This window comes from Chromohalobacter israelensis DSM 3043, from assembly GCF_000055785.1.
GTDB lineage: Bacteria > Pseudomonadota > Gammaproteobacteria > Pseudomonadales > Halomonadaceae > Chromohalobacter > Chromohalobacter israelensis.
Map to the genome: position 1 here is coordinate 2,730,543 of NC_007963.1, position 17,023 is coordinate 2,747,565.

At 64.1% G+C, this 17,023-nt stretch carries 15 protein-coding genes; 6 read left to right on the forward strand and 9 right to left on the reverse strand.

Translation table 11 applies throughout. From position 1 onward, the window contains the following. Nucleotides 1–29: 29 nt before the first annotated feature. A complete protein-coding gene (locus CSAL_RS12315; protein ID WP_011507720.1) occupies nt 30–650 on the forward strand; it encodes a phosphoadenosine phosphosulfate reductase domain-containing protein in 621 nt (206 codons plus the stop codon). Between the two features lie 78 nt (nt 651–728). On the opposite strand, the gene cysB is transcribed toward CSAL_RS12315, so the two are convergent. Further along, entirely contained in the window at nt 729–1,700 is a 972-nt protein-coding gene (gene cysB / locus CSAL_RS12320) for an HTH-type transcriptional regulator CysB (RefSeq protein ID WP_011507721.1), read from the reverse strand. Nucleotides 1,701–1,958: 258 nt separating this feature from the next. Between cysB and trxA the strand changes: the two genes are divergently transcribed. Beyond that, nucleotides 1,959–2,282, forward strand: a complete 324-nt coding sequence (gene trxA, locus CSAL_RS12325; RefSeq protein ID WP_011507722.1) for a thioredoxin — start codon at nt 1,959–1,961, stop codon at nt 2,280–2,282. 71 nt (nt 2,283–2,353) lie between these two features. Here trxA and CSAL_RS12330 read toward each other — a convergent pair whose 3' ends face one another. The 3 genes from CSAL_RS12330 to CSAL_RS12340 form a co-directional block, all read right to left on the reverse strand. Further along, nucleotides 2,354–3,436, reverse strand: a complete 1,083-nt coding sequence (locus CSAL_RS12330) for an AI-2E family transporter (protein WP_011507723.1) — start codon at nt 3,434–3,436, stop codon at nt 2,354–2,356. Between the two features lie 147 nt (nt 3,437–3,583). After that, nucleotides 3,584–5,395 (reverse strand): acyl-CoA dehydrogenase C-terminal domain-containing protein, encoded by a 1,812-nt coding sequence (locus CSAL_RS12335; protein WP_011507724.1) that lies wholly within the window; start codon nt 5,393–5,395, stop codon nt 3,584–3,586. A 147-nt stretch (nt 5,396–5,542) separates the two neighbouring features. After that, nucleotides 5,543–6,154 carry a LysE/ArgO family amino acid transporter gene (locus tag CSAL_RS12340; RefSeq protein WP_011507725.1) on the reverse strand — a complete coding sequence of 204 codons (612 nt, stop codon included), beginning with the start codon at nt 6,152–6,154 and terminating at the stop codon, nt 5,543–5,545. A 106-nt stretch (nt 6,155–6,260) separates the two neighbouring features. On the opposite strand from CSAL_RS12340, the gene CSAL_RS12345 reads away from it, so the two are divergent. Next, the gene (locus CSAL_RS12345; protein ID WP_011507726.1) at nt 6,261–7,169 is read left to right on the forward strand and encodes a LysR family transcriptional regulator ArgP; all 909 of its coding nucleotides are present in this window, start codon (nt 6,261–6,263) and stop codon (nt 7,167–7,169) included. Nucleotides 7,170–7,190: 21 nt separating this feature from the next. Here the strand turns inward: CSAL_RS12345 and CSAL_RS12350 are convergent, their stop codons facing one another. The 3 genes from CSAL_RS12350 to CSAL_RS12360 form a co-directional block, all read right to left on the reverse strand. After that, nucleotides 7,191–7,496, reverse strand: a complete 306-nt coding sequence (locus tag CSAL_RS12350; RefSeq protein WP_011507727.1) for an MTH1187 family thiamine-binding protein — start codon at nt 7,494–7,496, stop codon at nt 7,191–7,193. A gap of 130 nt (nt 7,497–7,626) precedes the next feature. Further along, on the reverse strand, nt 7,627–8,259 hold the full coding sequence (gene lolA, locus CSAL_RS12355) for an outer membrane lipoprotein periplasmic chaperone LolA (protein ID WP_011507728.1): 633 nt from the start codon (nt 8,257–8,259) through the stop codon (nt 7,627–7,629). 191 nt (nt 8,260–8,450) lie between these two features. Then, nucleotides 8,451–11,708, reverse strand: coding sequence for a DNA translocase FtsK (locus CSAL_RS12360; RefSeq protein WP_011507729.1), 3,258 nt, complete (start codon nt 11,706–11,708; stop codon nt 8,451–8,453). A gap of 346 nt (nt 11,709–12,054) precedes the next feature. Between CSAL_RS12360 and aat the strand changes: the two genes are divergently transcribed. The 3 genes from aat to infA all read left to right on the forward strand — a co-directional run bounded on the left by aat (nt 12,055) and on the right by infA (nt 13,968). After that, nucleotides 12,055–12,825 (forward strand): leucyl/phenylalanyl-tRNA--protein transferase, encoded by a 771-nt coding sequence (gene aat, locus CSAL_RS12365; protein WP_011507730.1) that lies wholly within the window; start codon nt 12,055–12,057, stop codon nt 12,823–12,825. Beyond that, nucleotides 12,822–13,565: an arginyltransferase gene (locus tag CSAL_RS12370; protein ID WP_011507731.1), complete on the forward strand. Its 744-nt coding sequence runs from the start codon at nt 12,822–12,824 to the stop codon at nt 13,563–13,565. Before aat ends, CSAL_RS12370 begins: the two co-directional genes overlap by 4 nt. 184 nt (nt 13,566–13,749) lie before the next feature. Beyond that, nucleotides 13,750–13,968: a translation initiation factor IF-1 gene (gene infA, locus CSAL_RS12375; protein ID WP_011507732.1), complete on the forward strand. Its 219-nt coding sequence runs from the start codon at nt 13,750–13,752 to the stop codon at nt 13,966–13,968. 116 nt (nt 13,969–14,084) lie between these two features. On the opposite strand, the gene clpA is transcribed toward infA, so the two are convergent. Together clpA and clpS are read right to left on the reverse strand one after the other, a co-directional pair. After that, nucleotides 14,085–16,346, reverse strand: coding sequence for an ATP-dependent Clp protease ATP-binding subunit ClpA (gene clpA / locus CSAL_RS12380; RefSeq protein WP_011507733.1), 2,262 nt, complete (start codon nt 16,344–16,346; stop codon nt 14,085–14,087). A 112-nt stretch (nt 16,347–16,458) separates the two neighbouring features. Next, nucleotides 16,459–16,854, reverse strand: a complete 396-nt coding sequence (gene clpS, locus CSAL_RS12385) for an ATP-dependent Clp protease adapter ClpS (RefSeq protein ID WP_011507734.1) — start codon at nt 16,852–16,854, stop codon at nt 16,459–16,461. Nucleotides 16,855–17,023: the final 169 nt, after the last annotated feature.

Here is a 17,023-nt window from a genome sequence, read left to right on the forward strand (position 1 = left end):
ACTTCGCGCCACGTTCACAGGAGTTCATCATGTCGCTCGATATCGATGCCATCAACCGCGACCTCGGTCACGACCCGGAGGCGCTGGTGCGCTGGGCGCTCTCTCTCGAGGGCAAGGTCATCTGCACGACCAACTTCCGTCCCTTCGAAGCGGTGATCCTGCACATGATCACCCAGGTCAATCCCGACACCCCCGTGGTGTGGATGGATTCCGGCTACAACACCGAGGCGACGTACCGCTTCGCTGACGAGGTCAGCCGCCGCCTGAACCTCAACTTGACGATCTATCATCCACGCCGCTCGCGCGCGCACCGGGAAGCCGTCGAGGGGGCATTTCCCGCCATCGACGACCCGCGTCATGCGGCCTTTACCGAAGAGGTGAAGCTCGAACCGTTCCAGCGTGCCCTGCGTGAAACCGCGCCACGCGTCTGGCTCACCGCGCTGCGCGCCGAGGACACCGCGGAACGCGCCCAGATGCAGCCGGTATCGATCAATCAGGATGGGCTGATCAAGGTCGCCCCGGTACTGCACTGGACTGCCAAGGACATGTACCAGTATCTGCAGAAGCACGACCTGCCCAACAACTTCGACTACTTCGATCCCACCAAGGTGGAAGACAAGCGTGAGTGCGGCCTGCACCTGCAGCACTGAGCAGGTTGCGGCATCCCATACCTTGACGTGCCTAGCGCGTTGCGTCGATCACGAGCAACGCGCCGGGGTATCGGCTCGTCAGCGTACCGGCAATTCCACGCCCTCGAACAATCCCTGCTCGTGACGCGGCCCCGCCGCCAGCGCAGCTTCGACGCTATCCCGGTCGAGGTGCGGCGCGAAACGCTTGACGAAATCGAACATGAAACCGCGCATGAAGGTACCGCGGCGAATGCCGATCTTGGTCGTCGAACTGGCGAACAGGTGGCTGGCGTCCAGCGCCACCAGGTCGCGATCGACCACCGGATCGACCGCCATGTGCGCCACGATCCCCACGCCCAGCCCCAACCGTACATAGGTCTTGATCACGTCGGCGTCGGCGGCGGTCAGCACCACATTGGGGGTGAGGTCATGCGCCTTGAAGGCATCATCGAGCTGCGAGCGGCCGGTGAAGCCGAATAGATAGGTCACCAGCGGATGCTCGGCCAGCGTTTCGAGGGTCAGTGCCTCGACCTCCGCCAGGGGATGATCTCGCGGCACCAGCACGCACCGGTTCCAGCGATAGCAAGGCAACAGCACCAGGTCGGTGAACAACTCCAGGGACTCGGTGCAGATTGCAAAGTCGGCCTGGCCTTCGCTGACCATCTGCGCGATCTGCTTGGGCGTGCCCTGCTGCATGTGCAGGGCGACGTCGGGGTATTTCTGGCGGAACTCGTGGATGACCGGTGGCAGCGCGTAGCGCGCCTGGGTGTGTGTGGTGGCGATCGAGAGACTGCCGCGCCGTTCGTCGCTGTGTTCCTGGGAGACGTGCTTGATGTTGTCGACGGTGCGCAACACCTTGCCGGCCAGTTCGATGATGGCCTCGCCTGCGGGCGTCACACGGGTCAGATGCTTGCCGCTACGCGCGAAGATTTCCACGCCCAGTTCGTCTTCCAGCAAGCGTATCTGTTTAGAAATGCCCGGTTGCGAGGTGAACAAGCTCTGCGCTGTGGCGGAAACGTTGAGGTTGTGCCGCGCCACTTCCCAGATATAACGCAACTGCTGGAGCTTCATGAGCGACGTCTCCCGAACGACAATCTTTTATGGCATAAAATTCAGATTTGTGATTACTTTAAAGCATATGGTGCGAGAGTAGAAGAGGCACGACGGCCTGGCAAGAACGCCCCTCGGTGGTGCGCGGAAAGGCCCTCACATGATAGGCTCGACCTATTGTCGCCATACCGATGGGGCATTTGCCAGGGCCATGGTCAACGGCTACCATCGCCTCATCTACGCTCGCAAAAGCGCAACGGAATACTGGAGAGATTCGTAATGGCTAACAATGTCGATGTCACCTCCGCCAACTTCGAGCAGGAAGTCATCAACGCGGAACAGCCGGTGCTGCTCAAGTTCTGGGCACCGTGGTGCGGCCCCTGCAAGATGATGGCTCCGGTGGTCGATGAAGTCGCCGACGAGAAAGCCGGTGGCCTCAAGGTCGTCAGCGTCAACGTCGACGATGCTCCCGAAATCGCCGCCGAACAAGGTGTGCGCGGTGTCCCCACCGTGATGCTGTTCAAGTCCGGTGCCAAGGTCGCCTCGCTGGTCGGCGCTCAGTCGAAGTCCCAACTGACGCAGTTCATCGACCAGAACACCTGATCGAGCAGCCCCCTGAACGACAGGCTGCGCAGAACTTTCATCGCCCCGCTCCCATGCGGGGCGATGTCGTTTCAGCGCTCCGGTGTCATCAATCCACGCTTGCGACGCGCACGCTCGGAGGGACTCAGTAGCCTCGCCAGCCAGCGTGTCTCCGGGTGGCTGTCCAGCGCGATCTTGAGCGTCATGGTCAGCGGCACCGACAGCAACATTCCCACCGGCCCGAAGATCCATCCCCAGACCACCAGCGACAGAAACGCCACCAATGTGGAAAGCCCCATCGTGCGTCCCATGACGCGCGGCTCGATGATATTGCCCATGAAGAAGTTGATGGCAAGGTAAGCCCCCGCCAGCACCATTGCCTTGAACAGGCCCCCTTCGGGCATCGCCAGGGTCAACAGCACGGCGGGAACGGCCGCCAGGGCCGAGCCGATGTTGGGAATGTAGTTGAGGCAGAATGCCAGGGTGCCCCACAGCAATGCGAAATCGACGCCGATCAACAGGCACGAGCCCCACACCAGCACCCCGGTCACCAGACTGATCACCGTCTTGATGGCCAGGTAGCGTTTCAGGTTGCGACTGAACTCGGTGAAACGCTTGAGACTCGGCGCCGGATTGAGCAGGGCGCGCGACACCTTGTTGCGGAAGTCCAGCGTCTCGAACAGCATGAAGATCACCAGCAGCATGATGACCACGCTTTGCGACAGCAGGTTGCCCACGCTGCCCAGAAAGACAGGTACCCAGTCGGTCGCACTGGACGTATCGAACAGGCGAGAGATACCCTGCGGGTCGATGGAAATGCCCTGCCCCGCCAGCCAGCGCAGCACCGCCAGATAGTGTTCCTGCAGTTGCTCCTGCAGCTTCGGGAGGGCTTCCATGAAGGTCGCGAAGCTGTTGCCGAGCAATGCCCCCAGCAAGGTCACCAGCACGCCGAGGATCAGTAGCGTGACCAGCACGGACAGGCGCATGCCAAGGCCGCGCTCATGCAGCCAGTGCACCGGCGATGTGCAGATGACGGCAATGAAGAGCGACAACAGAATGGGAATCAGCAGATCGGCACCGGCGCGCATGCCTCCCACGATGATCACCAGGGACGCCAGGGTCAGCATCAAGTTGAGAGGGAGGTTCTGGGAACCGGGGTCGTATCCGGGGGACATGGGGCGTTCGCATCCTTGACGAAACCAGCCTCCCATTCTGCCTGTCGGGGGTGACTTGCACAAACGCCCCGTGGTGCGGCATGAGCGAATGGGCGGCTCGAAACGAACCGCCCATTCATGCGAGGCGTTGCGCGCCCGGTTCGACGATCAGATGGCGAAGCCGCGCCCGAAATCCTCGGCCGACATCGCCATCAGGGTGTCGCCACCGGCACGGATCATCTCGGCGTGCGCACGGGTACGCGGCAAGAGGCGCTGGTAGTAGAAACGGGCGGTATCGAGCTTGGCGCGATAGAACGCCGCATCATCGGGATTGCCGGCCAAGGCATCATGCGCCGCCTGTGCCGCGCGAGCCCAGAAGAATGCCAGGGTCACATATCCCGCGTACATCAGGTAATCGACACTCGCGGCACCGACTTCCTCGCGATCCTGCATGGCCTTCATGCCCACCGCCATGGTCAGATCGCCCCACTCGGCGTTGAGCTTGGCCAGGGGCGTGACGAACTCCGCCATGGCATCGTTCGCTTCATGGGCCTTGCAGAACTTGTGAATCTGCTTGGTGAAGGGCTTCAAGGCCTCTCCCTGGCTCATCAGCACCTTGCGACCGAGCAGGTCGAGAGCCTGGATACCCGTGGTGCCTTCATACAGCCGCGTGATGCGGGCATCGCGCACGTACTGCTCCATGCCCCATTCACGAATGTAGCCATGCCCCCCGAAGACCTGTACGCCCTCATTGGTGGCCTCGAAGCCCACCTCCGTGAGGAAGGCCTTGACGATGGGCGTCAGCAACCCGAGCAGCGTTTCCGCCGATTCCCGTTCGCTGTCAGATGCCGAGCATTCGACGGTATCCGCCAGTTGCGCGGCATACAGCACCATCATGCGTCCCCCTTCGGCCAGGGCCTTCTGGGTCAGCAGCATGCGCCGTACATCGGGATGCGCAATGATCGGATCGGCGGGCTTGTCGGTATTCTGTGTCCCGGACAGCGCCCGCATCTGCAGGCGCTCACGGGCATAGGCCAAGGCATTCTGGAAACTGATCTCCATCAACCCCAGCCCCTGGATGCCCACGCCGATACGGGCCACGTTCATCATCGTGAACATGCAGGCCAACCCCTTGTGAGGTTCGCCGACGAGAAAGCCCCGGGCACCGTCGAAATTCATGACACAGGTGGCGTTGCCATGGATGCCCATCTTGTGCTCCAGCGAGCCGCAACTCACCGCATTGCGCTCACCGATGCCCCCTTCGGCATCGGGCAGGTACTTGGGCACCACGAAGAGAGAGATGCCCTTGGTGCCCTCCGGGGCATCGGGCAATTTCGCCAGTACCAGGTGCACGATGTTCTCGGCCAGATCGTGCTCGCCCGCGGAGATGAAGATCTTGGTGCCGGTGATCCGATAACCTTCTTCCCCATCGGGCTGGGCGCGCGTCTTGATCAACCCCAGATCGGTCCCGCATTGAGGCTCGGTGAGGCACATGGTGCCCGTCCAGGTGCCCGCATTCAGCTTGGCCAGGTACTGCGCCTTCTGGGCTTCGCTGCCATGATGGCGCAAGGCATCCGCTGCCCCCTGGGAAAGCCCCGGATACATGCCCCAGGCCAGATTGGTGGAGCACACCATCTCGGACAACACCATGCCCAGCGATGTCGGCAACCCCTGCCCCTCATGCGCCGGATCCCCCGACAGGCTCGGCCAGCCGCCTTCGACGTACTGGGCATACGCCTCCTTGAAGCCCGGCGGCGTCACTACCTGATCACCTTCGAGGCGACAGCCATGCGTATCGCCCACCTGGTTGAGCGGCAGCAGCACATCACGCGTGAAGCGCGCGCCTTCCTCCAGGATCGCACTCACGACGTCCGGCGTGACATCGTCGGCCTGGGGAAGCCCCGCATAGTGCCGGGGATAGTCGAGGACCTCGTCCATCGCGAAGCGGAAATCGCGTAGCGGCGCCTGATAACTGGGCATCTCTGAAGCTCCTGAGCATTACGGGCGGGTGGCCCGCGGGACATCAAACATGCGTTTGAAATTAAGCCTCGGCCGGCACCAAGTCAAGCGTTCGTTTGATTCCGAAATTCCTCGCGGCAATGTCGCCACCGACCAAGACGGCGTCACTCATGCCGCCCCCAGGGGCGTCGTCGCCAGTTGCCACGCCACCAGCAGCAAGATTCCGCAGATCACACCTTCTATGGCCTGCCAATAACGCGGCTCGGCCAGGCGAGGCGCCAGCCAGCCGGCGCCACCCACGAGGCCGAAGAACCACCCCACCGAGGCCATCGACGCGCCGACGACGAACGCCATCGGCGCTGTCTGCTGCGCACCGATGGCGCCGAGCATGATCACCGTGTCCAGGTACACATGCGGGTTGAGCAACGTCACCGCCAGCGTGGCCGACAACACGCGCCAGAGACGAGGCGACGCCTCGCCACCGGCCTGCAAGGCCGCCGGGTGACGCACGCGTTGCCAGGCTTGCCATGCCTGCCAGCACAAGAAGGCGACGCCCGCCCAGCGGGCCACCTGCATCAGCCCCGCATGCGTGGCCAGCAAGGCGCCGAGTCCCAGCACGCCCAGTCCGATCAGCCCGAGATCGCAAAGTGCACAGACGGTTGCCACCCACCAGGGGTGTTCATTCCTGAGCCCGCGCTGCAGCACGAAGGCATTCTGCGCCCCGATGGCAATGATCAATCCCGCACCGACAAACAGGCCATTGAACCAAGAGCTCCACATATCCGTTTCTCCCTTTCAGCCGGGATACGTTGATAAGTGGCGCAGAATACGCTTGACTACAGCAATAAGGTAAATTAATTCAAGGAATGGGTGATAACGTTTACTGATGCTCGACTACAAACTTCTCGAAGCACTGGCCGTCGTGGTCGATCAGGGGGGATTCGAACGCGGCGCGTATTACCTGGGGCTCACTCAGTCGGCCGTCTCGCAGCGCATCAAATTGCTCGAAGCTCGCCTGGGGCAACCGGTGCTGGTACGCACGCCCAAGCTCGCCCCGACGCCCCTGGGGCGCCGGCTGCTCAACCACGTTCAGCAGGTACGCTTGCTCGAACATGACTTGCTCGATCAGATCCCTGCCCTCGGCGAGCGCGAACAGCGGCTGCGTCTGGCCATCAACGCCGATAGCCTGGCCACGTGGTGGTCGCCGACGACCGGCGAGTTCTGCCGTCGCCAAGGGGTGCTGCTGGACTTGATCGTCGAGGATCAGGACGTGGCGCTCAAGCGCATGCGCGACGGCGAGGTGGCCGGCTGCATCTGCGCCACACCGCGCCCCGTGCAAGGCGCCCGCGCGCATGCCCTGGGCAGCATGCGCTACCGTGCCATCGCCAGCCCCAGCTACGTCTCACGTCATTTCCATGACGGCTTGACGCACGATGCCTTGCGCCAGGCGCCGGCCATCGTGTTCGGCCCCGACGACCGCCTCCAGCATCGCTACCTGGAGATGCGCGGCTACAAGGAATCCTTTCCCCACCACCTTTGCCCTTCCTCGGAAGGCTTCGTGCATCTTGCCCTGGCCGGCATGGGCTATGGCCTGATTCCCGAGCGCCAGGTGGCGCGCGAGCTGGAGGAAGGCCGCCTGGTGGACCTCGATCCGGACAGTCACATCGACGTGCCCCTTTACTGGCACCACTGGCGGCACGGCGGCGACACCCTGGATGCCTTGACGGCCCATCTGCTCGACATGAGCAGTGCCTGGCTCACGCCGCCGGCGCCGACGGCGGCGTCGCTGACATAGCACGCGTCGCCGGGTCAGCGATCAGGCGTCGCCCAACCGGCGCGCCACGCTGGCCACCTTGTCGTCCATGTGCTGTTCGCGATCGGTCCGCGTGCCCATCTTCAGTGTGGTGGTGATGCGCGGAGCGCCCATCTCGTGGACCCGTTGGTGGCACGCCTTGACGACCGCCATGACGTCATCCCAGGGCCCTTCGATGTTGGTTCCATATGCATGCATGCGGTACTCGAGGTTCGACGCCTCGATGACGCGCTGACAAGCCGCGACGTGCTCACCCACCGAGACGCCCACGCCCAGCGGTACCACGCATAGATCAACGATGACATGCATGTCGGCCTCCCTGGATGCTTCTCGAAAACGGTTTCGACACGATGAACTGGCCAGAGGCTGTACTGGCCAGACGATGCCCGGCCCGGAGCTCGTGATCGAGCTCCTCGAGGCGCCGGGCAGGCCGCTTGCCTCAGCCTCCCTCGCGGATGACGTCCGCCCCTTCGGGAATCTCGAAGGTGAAACGCGAGGCGTCGATATCGCCGTTGACCTCGATGTCGTCGAACGCGATGGCGGTACGCTGGCCGGTGCTGTCCTCCATCTGCAGGCCTTCCAGACGCTCGTTCTCGAACGTCAACTGCAGGCTTTCGAACAGCGTATCCGGCGATTTCGGCGTCAGCGTGAAGGTTTCCTCGTCATCGCCCTGGCGACTTTCCACGGCGTAGTTTTCCGTCAAGGCGTCGGCGCTTCCCGATAACAGCAGTGCCGGCGTGTGCGTGACCCGCGTATCCAGCGGCCGCACGCTCACCTGTTCCAGATCGGGGTCGTAGAGGTAGACCTTGTCACCATCGGAGACCACCACTTGCCGGTACGGCGCCTCGACTTCCCAGTGGAACTTGCCCGGCCGCGAGAGCCACATGTGACCCTCGGCTTCCTGCAGGCGCTGGCCACCGCCATCGAGGATCTGCTGATCGAAATCCGCCGAGTAGGAGGTGACCGACTCCAGCAGTGCCGCCAAACGCTCCGCGCCACCCGTCTGCGCCTGCGCCGTCAATGGCAACGCGAGCGTCGCGCCGATCGCCAGCGCCCACTTGAATGCTCTCATGCCCACTCCTCGTTTCATCATCTGCGTTGCTCGCCAGGCGTTGCCCGAAACTGACCGCGCCTCGCTCGCCGACTTTGCGTATCACTCGTGGGACGCCACGCCGGGCCGAAAGTTGCCGTTCCGTCATGGCGTTCACACTCTTTGCACCTTTCCCTTGCGCCTTTCGGCCGCCCACCGATTGCAGACCGGCGTCAGCGATCCACGGGCGGCGGCGCCAGCACTTCGCGTGCCCCGTTGGTTCCCATCGAGGTCACGACGCCGGCGGCTTCCATGGCCTCGACCAGACGCGCAGCACGGTTGTAGCCGATCTTGAAACGGCGCTGCACGGCGGAAATCGAGGCACGGCGCGACTCGGTGACGAATTGCACGGCCTCGTCGTAGAGCGCGTCCTGCTCGGGATCGTCGCCGTCGCCGCCTTCCGCCTCGAGCCCCGTCAAGGCATCGGCGGACACCCCGCCGGAGAGAATTTCATCGACATACTCGGGCTCGCCGCGACGCTTCCAGTCCTCGACGATGCGATGGACTTCATCATCGTCGACGAAGGCCCCGTGGACACGCGTGGGCATGCCGGCCCCGGCCGGGAGATAGAGCATGTCGCCATGCCCCAGCAGGTTCTCGGCACCGCCCTGGTCGAGGATGGTGCGAGAGTCCACCTTGGAGGACACCTGGAAAGCCATGCGCGTGGGAATGTTGGCCTTGATCAGGCCGGTCACCACGTCCACCGAGGGGCGCTGCGTCGCGAGAATCAAGTGAATTCCCGCCGCGCGCGCCTTCTGGGCCAGGCGGGCGATCAACTCTTCCACCTTCTTGCCCACGATCATGAACATGTCGGCGAATTCGTCGATCACCACCACGATGTACGGCAGCTTCTCGAGCACCGGCGGCTGCTCGTGCATTTCCCAGGGTTGAGGCTCCCACAACGGGTCGGCGACCTGGGCGCCATGCCGTTCGGCCTCGTCGAGCTTGGCGTTGAAGCCGGCCAGGTTGCGCACGCCCATCGCCGCCATCAGCTTGTAGCGCCGCTCCATCTCGGCCACGCACCAGCGCAATGCGTTGGCGGCTTCCTTCATGTCGGTGACCACCGGCGCCAGCAGATGCGGAATGCCGTCGTAGACCGACAGCTCCAGCATCTTCGGGTCGACCATGATCATGCGTACCTCGTCCGGCGTCGCCTTGAGGAGCATCGAGATGAGCATGGCATTGACGCCCACCGACTTGCCCGACCCCGTGGTACCAGCCACCAGCAGGTGCGGCATCTTGTTGAGGTTGGCGACCACCGGATTGCCGCCGATGTCCTGGCCCAGCCCCATGGTGAGCGGCGACTCGGCCTGCTGATAGACATCCGAATCGAGCACTTCCCGCAGCCGGATCATGGCACGGTTGGGGTTGGGAATTTCGATCCCCACCGTGGGGCGCCCGGGAATGATCTCCACCACGCGCACGCTCTTGACCATCAGCGAACGCGCCAGGTCCTTCGACAGGTTGCTGATCTTGGAGACCTTGACCCCGGCGGCGGGCTTGATCTCAAAGCGGGTGATGACCGGGCCCGGCCAGGTATCGACGACCTCGGCCTTGACGCCGTACTCACGCAGCCGCGTTTCCAGCAGCTCGGCCATGTCCGCCAGCTGCTCGTCGGTATAGTTGGGTTTTTGCTCACCGGTCGGCGTCAATAGCCGCAAGGTGGGCAACGCCCCTTCGGGCTCGGTCGACGGCACGGTCTCGGGACGCTGATTCTGCAGATGCTCCACCGTCCACAGCGCCGGGGCCTCGTCATCGCCTTCCGGCTCGCTCGCCGACGGCTCGGCGGCGCGCGCCTCGGGCGTTTCCCCGGGCGCGCTTTCCACCCGACCACGCGGCGCCGACCGTGACGCATCCGCCGAAGGCGCATCCGACACCTCGGGCTCGGGGGGCGCCGAGGCCGGTGCCGATGAGTGCGCTTGCGGGGCTTCGTCGTCCCAGCTGATGCGAGGGCGCGGCGCTGCCGAAGGCGTCTCGGGCACGGGTGCCGGCGACGCGGCATCCTCGGAGGCCGCCGGCGGGATGTCGTCGGCCTCGGGAGGCGGCGGGGCAAAGGACGCCGTTCCGTCGTCATCGTCGTCGCGACGGGCCTGGATGCCCCAATCGCCGAGCGGCACATCGTCATCGTCGTCGGCAGTGAGCGGCTCCGGAATCGGCTCGGGAATGCGACGCCGCGTGACATCGGCCCGCATCGGGGTCTCGGCATCGGTATCCGTACCGGATGGCGTCCGAGGAGATGTCTCGGCTGCACGGGGCGCTTCGCCGTCCTCGCCTGCTTCCTGCTTCTCGGCAGCAGGGCCGTGAGCGGCATCGGCCGTGGACGACTGACGCGTCGACGCGGCGGTCCTGGCGTGGACCGGCTCGCCATCGCGTGCGTCGTCAGCACTCTGTTGCGCGGAATAGGCGGCTTCAGGGCGCTTGGCGGAAGGCGTGTGCTCGGGCACGTCCCAGGGGATATCGGTCTTGCCGTCGTTGCGCCATGCCGAGGCGGCAGGCGCGGCTGCCTCGCGGGCATCGAAGGACGGCTCCACGCGCCGGGCCTGCGCCGAGGCATAGGCCGGTTCCGGTGAATCGCCGCCGAGCTGGGGCGCGCGACGCGACGGCCACCAGCGCTGCCACCAGGGCGTATGCGGATCGACCTCTTCTTCGTCGCGCGCCTCATCGTCGGTGTCCGACACGTCCGCGCCATCGGCCAGCCGGGGCTCATGGTACGCCTCGGCTGCGTCGTCGCCCTCGGAAGCCGCCCGGCGCTCGGCGCGTCGTTCACGGCCTCCCGACCACTTGGAAACACCCCAGCCCAGCAAGCGGTACATGCCGCGCCCCAGCTCGTCCATCACCGCCAGCCAGGTCATGCCGGTGAACAGGGTGAACCCGCACATGAAAGCGACCAACGCGACCAGGGTGGTGCCCTGCATGTTGAGCAGGGGCTGCAGGGCACCGACCAGCCCTTCGCCCAGAATGCCGCCCGCCGCGTAGGGCAGTTCGCTGTCGGGGTGATAGAAATGCAAGGCGCCAAGGGTCGTGGTGCTCAGCAACAGCAGCACCAGACCGCTGGTTCTGACCGACAGTGCGGTCGGGTCCCAGGCGATGCTCACTTCCCGCGCGCGCAGCATCCGCCAGGCCGCGAAGCCGAACATGCCCGGCCACCACAGCGCGCTGGCGCCGAACAGCGAATACAGCACGTCGGCCAGCCACGCACCGACAGGCCCCATCCAGTTGGCAATCGACTGGTCCGGACCGCTGTGCGACCACCCCGGATCGCTCGATGCATAGCTGAACAGCGACAGCAGGAGAAAGACACAGACCGCCAGCAGCACGATGGCGGCACCTTCGCGCGTCACACCCTGCAGGTGCATCACGACCCGACGTGCCTGCTCCTTGGCCTGCGACGCCGCTTGTCGGCGTTCATTGCGTTTTTCGTTGACACTCAAGTGGCCATCCCCCTTGCGCCACGTATGGCGATACCGGTGTTACCAACGCCGCCCGATGCGAGCAGTCCCTGTCGCATCCGCACGAGGTCGGCTCGCATCTCATGATCGGTGGTCGTCCCTGGCGTGCTCCCGCAAGCGTTTGCCGCCTCGATCACCGGAAGGCGCCAGGACGATCAGGAGTGCCATCATACCCACCCCGTGCGCTGCGTCACAGGGGCAAACGTCGTCCTCTGCTGTCGCCGGGAAGCGACGCCACGCGGCCGGGAGGCGAAGCGGGTGGTTATCGACAGCCCACCTGACGTACGCTGATGCGAACCCCCTGACGTCAGTGCTGGAGCCTACCTCCATGTTGCCTTGGCTACCTGCCCATCGGGTCGCATTCCCCGCCGTCGAACATGCCCTGCGCGAACCGGACGGCCTGCTCGCCGCCGGCGGCGATCTCACGCCGGCATGGCTGCGCTGTGCGTATCGTCACGGCATCTTCCCGTGGTTCGCGCCCGGTGAGCCCATTCTGTGGTGGAGTCCCGATCCGCGCCTGGTGCTGTTTCCCGAGGAGATCCACGTTCGCCGCAGCCTCGCCAAGCGTCTGCGCAACGCCGGCTTCACGGTCACCTTCGACCATGCCTTCGAGGCCGTCATCACGGCCTGTGCGACTACCCGCGCTGCCGCGGAAGGAACCTGGATCACGCCCGCCATGCACGCTGCCTACTACCGCCTGCACATCGAGGGCGATGCGCATTCGGTCGAGGTGTGGCGGGACGGCGAGCTGGTCGGCGGACTTTACGGCATCGCCCTGGGCGGCGTTTTCTTCGGTGAGTCGATGTTCAGTCGGGTCGCCGATGCCTCGAAGGTGGCACTCGTGCATCTGGCGCGTCATCTGGCCGCCCACGGCGGCCGCCTGATCGACTGCCAGGTTCACACCCCGCACCTGGCAAGCCTCGGGGCGCGCTGCATCGCTCGCACGACGTTCATCGACTATCTTGACCAGTATGTATCTGCGCCCGTTTCATCATCGTTGTGGCCCGCCGCTCCCTCCGCTGACGGATGCACCGGCGCGAGCCGCCATGGACCGGGCGCCGACATGCGTCGGGGCGACATGAGTAGAGAGTCGACATGAGCAGCAACACACCGTCCCAGCTCACGCGAGACCTGCGCTTTTTCCTCACGGTCCCGCATGGCTGCAGCTACCTGCCCGACCGCGAGGCGACCACGCTGTTCCTGGACCCCCAGGAACAGCCTGGCCAGGGCGTGTACGATGCCCTGGCGCTGCTCGGGTTTCGGCGCAGCGGGCGGCATCTCTATCGTCCCCATTGCGAGGGCTGCCGGGCCTGCATCTCGGTACGCATTCCGGTGGAGGACTTCACGCCCAAGCGCACGCAGCGCAAGCTGATCTCGCGTAACGTCGACCTGGAAACCCGCATGCTGCCGGCGGCCTTTTATGAAGAGCATTATGCCCTGTATGCCCGCTACATCCGCACCCGCCATGCCGACGGCGACATGTATCCGCCCAGTCACGAGCAGTACCGTACCTTCCTGACCCTCGATCATCCCTACGCCCGGCTGATCGAGTTTCGCCTGCAGGGACAATTGCTCGGCGTCGCGGCAACGGACCTGCTCAGCCACGGCGTCTCGGCGATCTACACCTTCTTCGACCCTTCACCGGCCTTCGAGCGGCGCTCGCTGGGCACGTACGCGATTCTCCATCAGATCGAGCTGGCCCGCCGGCTCGGCCGCCCCCACGTGTACCTGGGGTACTGGATCCGTCAGTGCCGCAAGATGAGCTACAAGCAGGATTTCGAGCCGCTGGAGTATCTCGACGGCCGCCACTGGCGGCGTCAGATCCCTCTCGTCGAGTGATCGCCAGCGCTCCGACCGGCAATTCGTGCACGGGTTTTTTGCCTTAACTCGCGGCATGCGGCAGAATATCGGGCTATCTTCAAGACCGATACCGGTTGCGGCCGGTATCCAGCGTCGTCGATGCGGCGCATTCCGTGACGCACTTTCGAAGAAGCCTTCAACGCAATACGAGGAAACGCCTAATATGGCACGTGAAGACCATATTGAAATGGAAGGTGTCGTGGTCGATACCCTTCCCAACACCATGTTCCGAGTCGAGCTGGAAAACGGCCACGTCGTGACGGCCCACATTTCCGGCAAGATGCGCAAGAACTACATCCGCATCCTGACCGGCGACAAGGTCAAGGTCGAGCTGACCCCCTACGATCTGTCCAAGGGCCGTATCGTCTACCGCGCTCGCTGAGCACCTGCCAGGCAGACACGGTGTTTGCCCGATCGCCAAGGCCACGAAAAACGCCCCGTCATCATGACAATGACAGGGCGTGAAGCGTGATGCCTTGAAGCGGTGGCGAGAGACCGTCAGGCCACGGCTGCCTCCGTTTCCAGATGCAGCTCGCCCTCCTCGACCGTGACGTGTACCACGCCACCGTGCTCGGCGAGATCGCCGAACAGAATCATCTCGGCCAGCGGCTTCTTGAGCTTTTCCTGAATGACACGTCCCATCGGGCGTGCCCCCATTTCCGGATCGTACCCCTCTTCGGCCAGCCACGCGCGCGCCGTCTCGTCGACGTCCAGCTGCACCCGCTTCTCGTCGAGTTGCGCCTGCAGTTCGACCAGGAACTTGTCGACCACGTTGCGCACCACCGAGGGAGACAGACCGTGGAACTGGATGATGCCGTCCAGGCGGTTGCGGAACTCGGGCGAGAAGGTCTTGCGCAGCACTTCCATGGCATCCGAGGAGTGATCCTGCGTCTGGAAGCCGATGGAGCGCCGTGCGATCTGCTCGGCACCGGCATTCGACGTCATGATCACGATGACATGCCGGAAATCGGCCTCGCGCCCGTTGTTGTCCGTCAGGCGGCCATGGTCCATGACCTGCAGCAGCAGGTTGAAGACCTCGGGGTGCGCCTTCTCGATCTCGTCGAGCAGCAGCACGCAATGCGGCTGCTTGTTGATCGCCTCGGTCAGCAGCCCGCCCTGGTCGTATCCGACGTACCCCGGGGGCGCACCGATCAGACGCGAGACGGTGTGGCGTTCCATGTACTCGGACATGTCGAAGCGCACCAGCTCGATGCCCATCAGCTGCGACAGCTGGCGGGCCACTTCGGTCTTGCCGACACCGGTCGGTCCCGAGAACAGGAAGCTGCCCACCGGCTTGTCCGGCGACTTCAGGCCGGCGCGCGACAGCTTGATTGCCGCCGCCAGGCTGGTGATCGCCTCGTCCTGCCCGAACACCAGCATCTTGAGGTCGCGCTCGAGGTTGGACAGCAGCTTGCGATCCGAACTGGACACGCTCTTCGGCGGAATCCGGGCGATCGATGCCACCACCGCCTCGACCTGATCCACGTCGATGGTGGAGACGCGCATCTCGGGCGGCAGCAGGCGCTGATGCGCACCGGCCTCGTCGATCACGTCAATGGCCTTGTCGGGCAGGTAGCGGTCGTTGATGTAACGGTCCGCCAGCCGCGCCGCGCTTTCCAGTGCCGTGTCGGTGTACTTGAGCGCATGATGCTCCTCGAAGCGCCCACGCAGGCCCTTGAGGATGCGAATGGTGTCGTCCACGGTCGGCTCGGGCACATCGACCTTCTGGAAACGACGTGCCAGCGCGCGATCCTTCTCGAAGATGCCGCGGAACTCCTGGAAGGTCGTCGAGCCGATGCAGCGCAGCTCGCCGGACGACAGCAGCGGCTTGAGCAGGTTGGAGGCGTCCATGACGCCACCCGACGCTGCGCCGGCCCCGATCACGGTATGGATCTCGTCGATGAACAGGATCGCATTGGGTTGCTTGCGCAATTCGGCGAGCAGGCCCTTGAGCCGTTTCTCGAAGTCGCCCCGATACTTGGTACCGGCCAGCAGGGTGCCCATGTCGAGCGAATAGACGACACCGTCGCTGATCACGTCGGGAACGTCCTCCTCGACGATACGCTTGGCCAGGCCCTCGGCGATGGCGGTCTTGCCGACACCGGCCTCGCCAACCAGCAACGGATTGTTCTTGCGCCGACGCGCCAGGATCTGGATGACGCGCTCAAGCTCGTGGTCGCGCCCGATCAACGGATCGATCTTGCCCAGGCGCGCCTGCTCGTTGAGGTTGGTGGCATATCCCGTCAACGGATGGGTGCCGCCTTCGGACACGCCTTCCTCGGCATCCTCGCTTTCCTGGGAGGACGGCGACTGGCCGTGGCCGGCGACCTTGGAGATGCCGTGAGCGATATAGTTCACCGCATCGACGCGCGCCACGTTCTGCTGCTTGAGGAAATAGACGGCCTGGCTTTCCTGTTCGGAGAAAATCGCGACCAGGACATTGGCGCCGGTCACCTCCGACTTGCCCGAGGACTGCACGTGGAAGACCGCGCGCTGCAGTACGCGCTGGAAGCCCAGCGTCGGCTGCGTCTCGCGATCCTCCTGCTCATCGGGGATCAGGGGGGTGGTGGAATTGATGAAATCCTGAAGATCGGCGCGCAGCTTCTCGAGATTGGCGCCGCAGGCTCGCAACACATCGGCCGCGGAGGCATTGTCCAACAACGCCAGCAGCAGATGTTCCACGGTCATGAACTCGTGGCGCTTGGAACGCGCCACGGTGAAGGCCGTGTTCAGGGTGAGTTCAAGTTCTTTGCTCAACATGGCAATCCCCTCTTGGCCGCCTATGGCGTCTGTCGGCACTTTCACAATCGAGCACAAACAGAGGTTATGCAAGTGCTACCTTGGACCACACTTCAACGCAGCAGTGCCGTGATCAATCGGTTTTATCGATATCGCACAGCAGCGGGTGCTGACATTCGCGTGCGTACTCGTTGACCTGGTGACATTTGGTTTCCGCGATATCGCGGGTGAAAATACCGCAGGTGGCCTTGCCGTGCGTATGCACGACGAGCATGACCTGCACGGCCTTTTCCCGCTCCATCGCGAAGAAGCTTTGCAGCACCTCGACGACGAACTCCATGGGAGTGAAATCGTCGTTGTGCAGCACGACCTTGTACATCGGCGGCTGAGCCAGCTCGGGATCCGCCGACTGGACCGAAACGTCGCCTTCCGGATCTTCGTGGGGATCGTCGTCGGGCGGACGTGTCATGCCCAGGATGACCTCTGCGTAAGACATGGGGGAGACGAATGGGTGTTCTGGTTCAAACATAGATGGAAATGTCCGTAAGTGCGCGCCGGATTCGACGGGGCAGGGCCACCAGGGTGAACGCCACCGGCCGCTCCGGTTCTCTCAATGTGCGGCCGGCCGCACGTGGATGCAAGGCGGGCGCCGCGAAAAAACACGCGCCCCGGTACCCCGCAAGTATGGCATTGCGCCC

What these genes read in the sequence shown, in the direction of transcription:
- CSAL_RS12315 (WP_011507720.1), top strand. Translation starts at nt 30, where the DNA reads ATGTCGCTCGATATCGATGCCATCAACCGCGACCTCGGTCACGACCCG.
- cysB (WP_011507721.1), bottom strand. Translation starts at nt 1,700, where the DNA reads ATGAAGCTCCAGCAGTTGCGTTATATCTGGGAAGTGGCGCGGCACAAC.
- trxA (WP_011507722.1), top strand. Translation starts at nt 1,959, where the DNA reads ATGGCTAACAATGTCGATGTCACCTCCGCCAACTTCGAGCAGGAAGTC.
- CSAL_RS12330 (WP_011507723.1), bottom strand. Translation starts at nt 3,436, where the DNA reads ATGTCCCCCGGATACGACCCCGGTTCCCAGAACCTCCCTCTCAACTTG.
- CSAL_RS12335 (WP_011507724.1), bottom strand. Translation starts at nt 5,395, where the DNA reads ATGCCCAGTTATCAGGCGCCGCTACGCGATTTCCGCTTCGCGATGGAC.
- CSAL_RS12340 (WP_011507725.1), bottom strand. Translation starts at nt 6,154, where the DNA reads ATGTGGAGCTCTTGGTTCAATGGCCTGTTTGTCGGTGCGGGATTGATC.
- CSAL_RS12345 (WP_011507726.1), top strand. Translation starts at nt 6,261, where the DNA reads ATGCTCGACTACAAACTTCTCGAAGCACTGGCCGTCGTGGTCGATCAG.
- CSAL_RS12350 (WP_011507727.1), bottom strand. Translation starts at nt 7,496, where the DNA reads ATGCATGTCATCGTTGATCTATGCGTGGTACCGCTGGGCGTGGGCGTC.
- lolA (WP_011507728.1), bottom strand. Translation starts at nt 8,259, where the DNA reads ATGAGAGCATTCAAGTGGGCGCTGGCGATCGGCGCGACGCTCGCGTTG.
- aat (WP_011507730.1), top strand. Translation starts at nt 12,055, where the DNA reads ATGTTGCCTTGGCTACCTGCCCATCGGGTCGCATTCCCCGCCGTCGAA.
- CSAL_RS12370 (WP_011507731.1), top strand. Translation starts at nt 12,822, where the DNA reads ATGAGCAGCAACACACCGTCCCAGCTCACGCGAGACCTGCGCTTTTTC.
- infA (WP_011507732.1), top strand. Translation starts at nt 13,750, where the DNA reads ATGGCACGTGAAGACCATATTGAAATGGAAGGTGTCGTGGTCGATACC.
- clpA (WP_011507733.1), bottom strand. Translation starts at nt 16,346, where the DNA reads ATGTTGAGCAAAGAACTTGAACTCACCCTGAACACGGCCTTCACCGTG.
- clpS (WP_011507734.1), bottom strand. Translation starts at nt 16,854, where the DNA reads ATGTTTGAACCAGAACACCCATTCGTCTCCCCCATGTCTTACGCAGAG.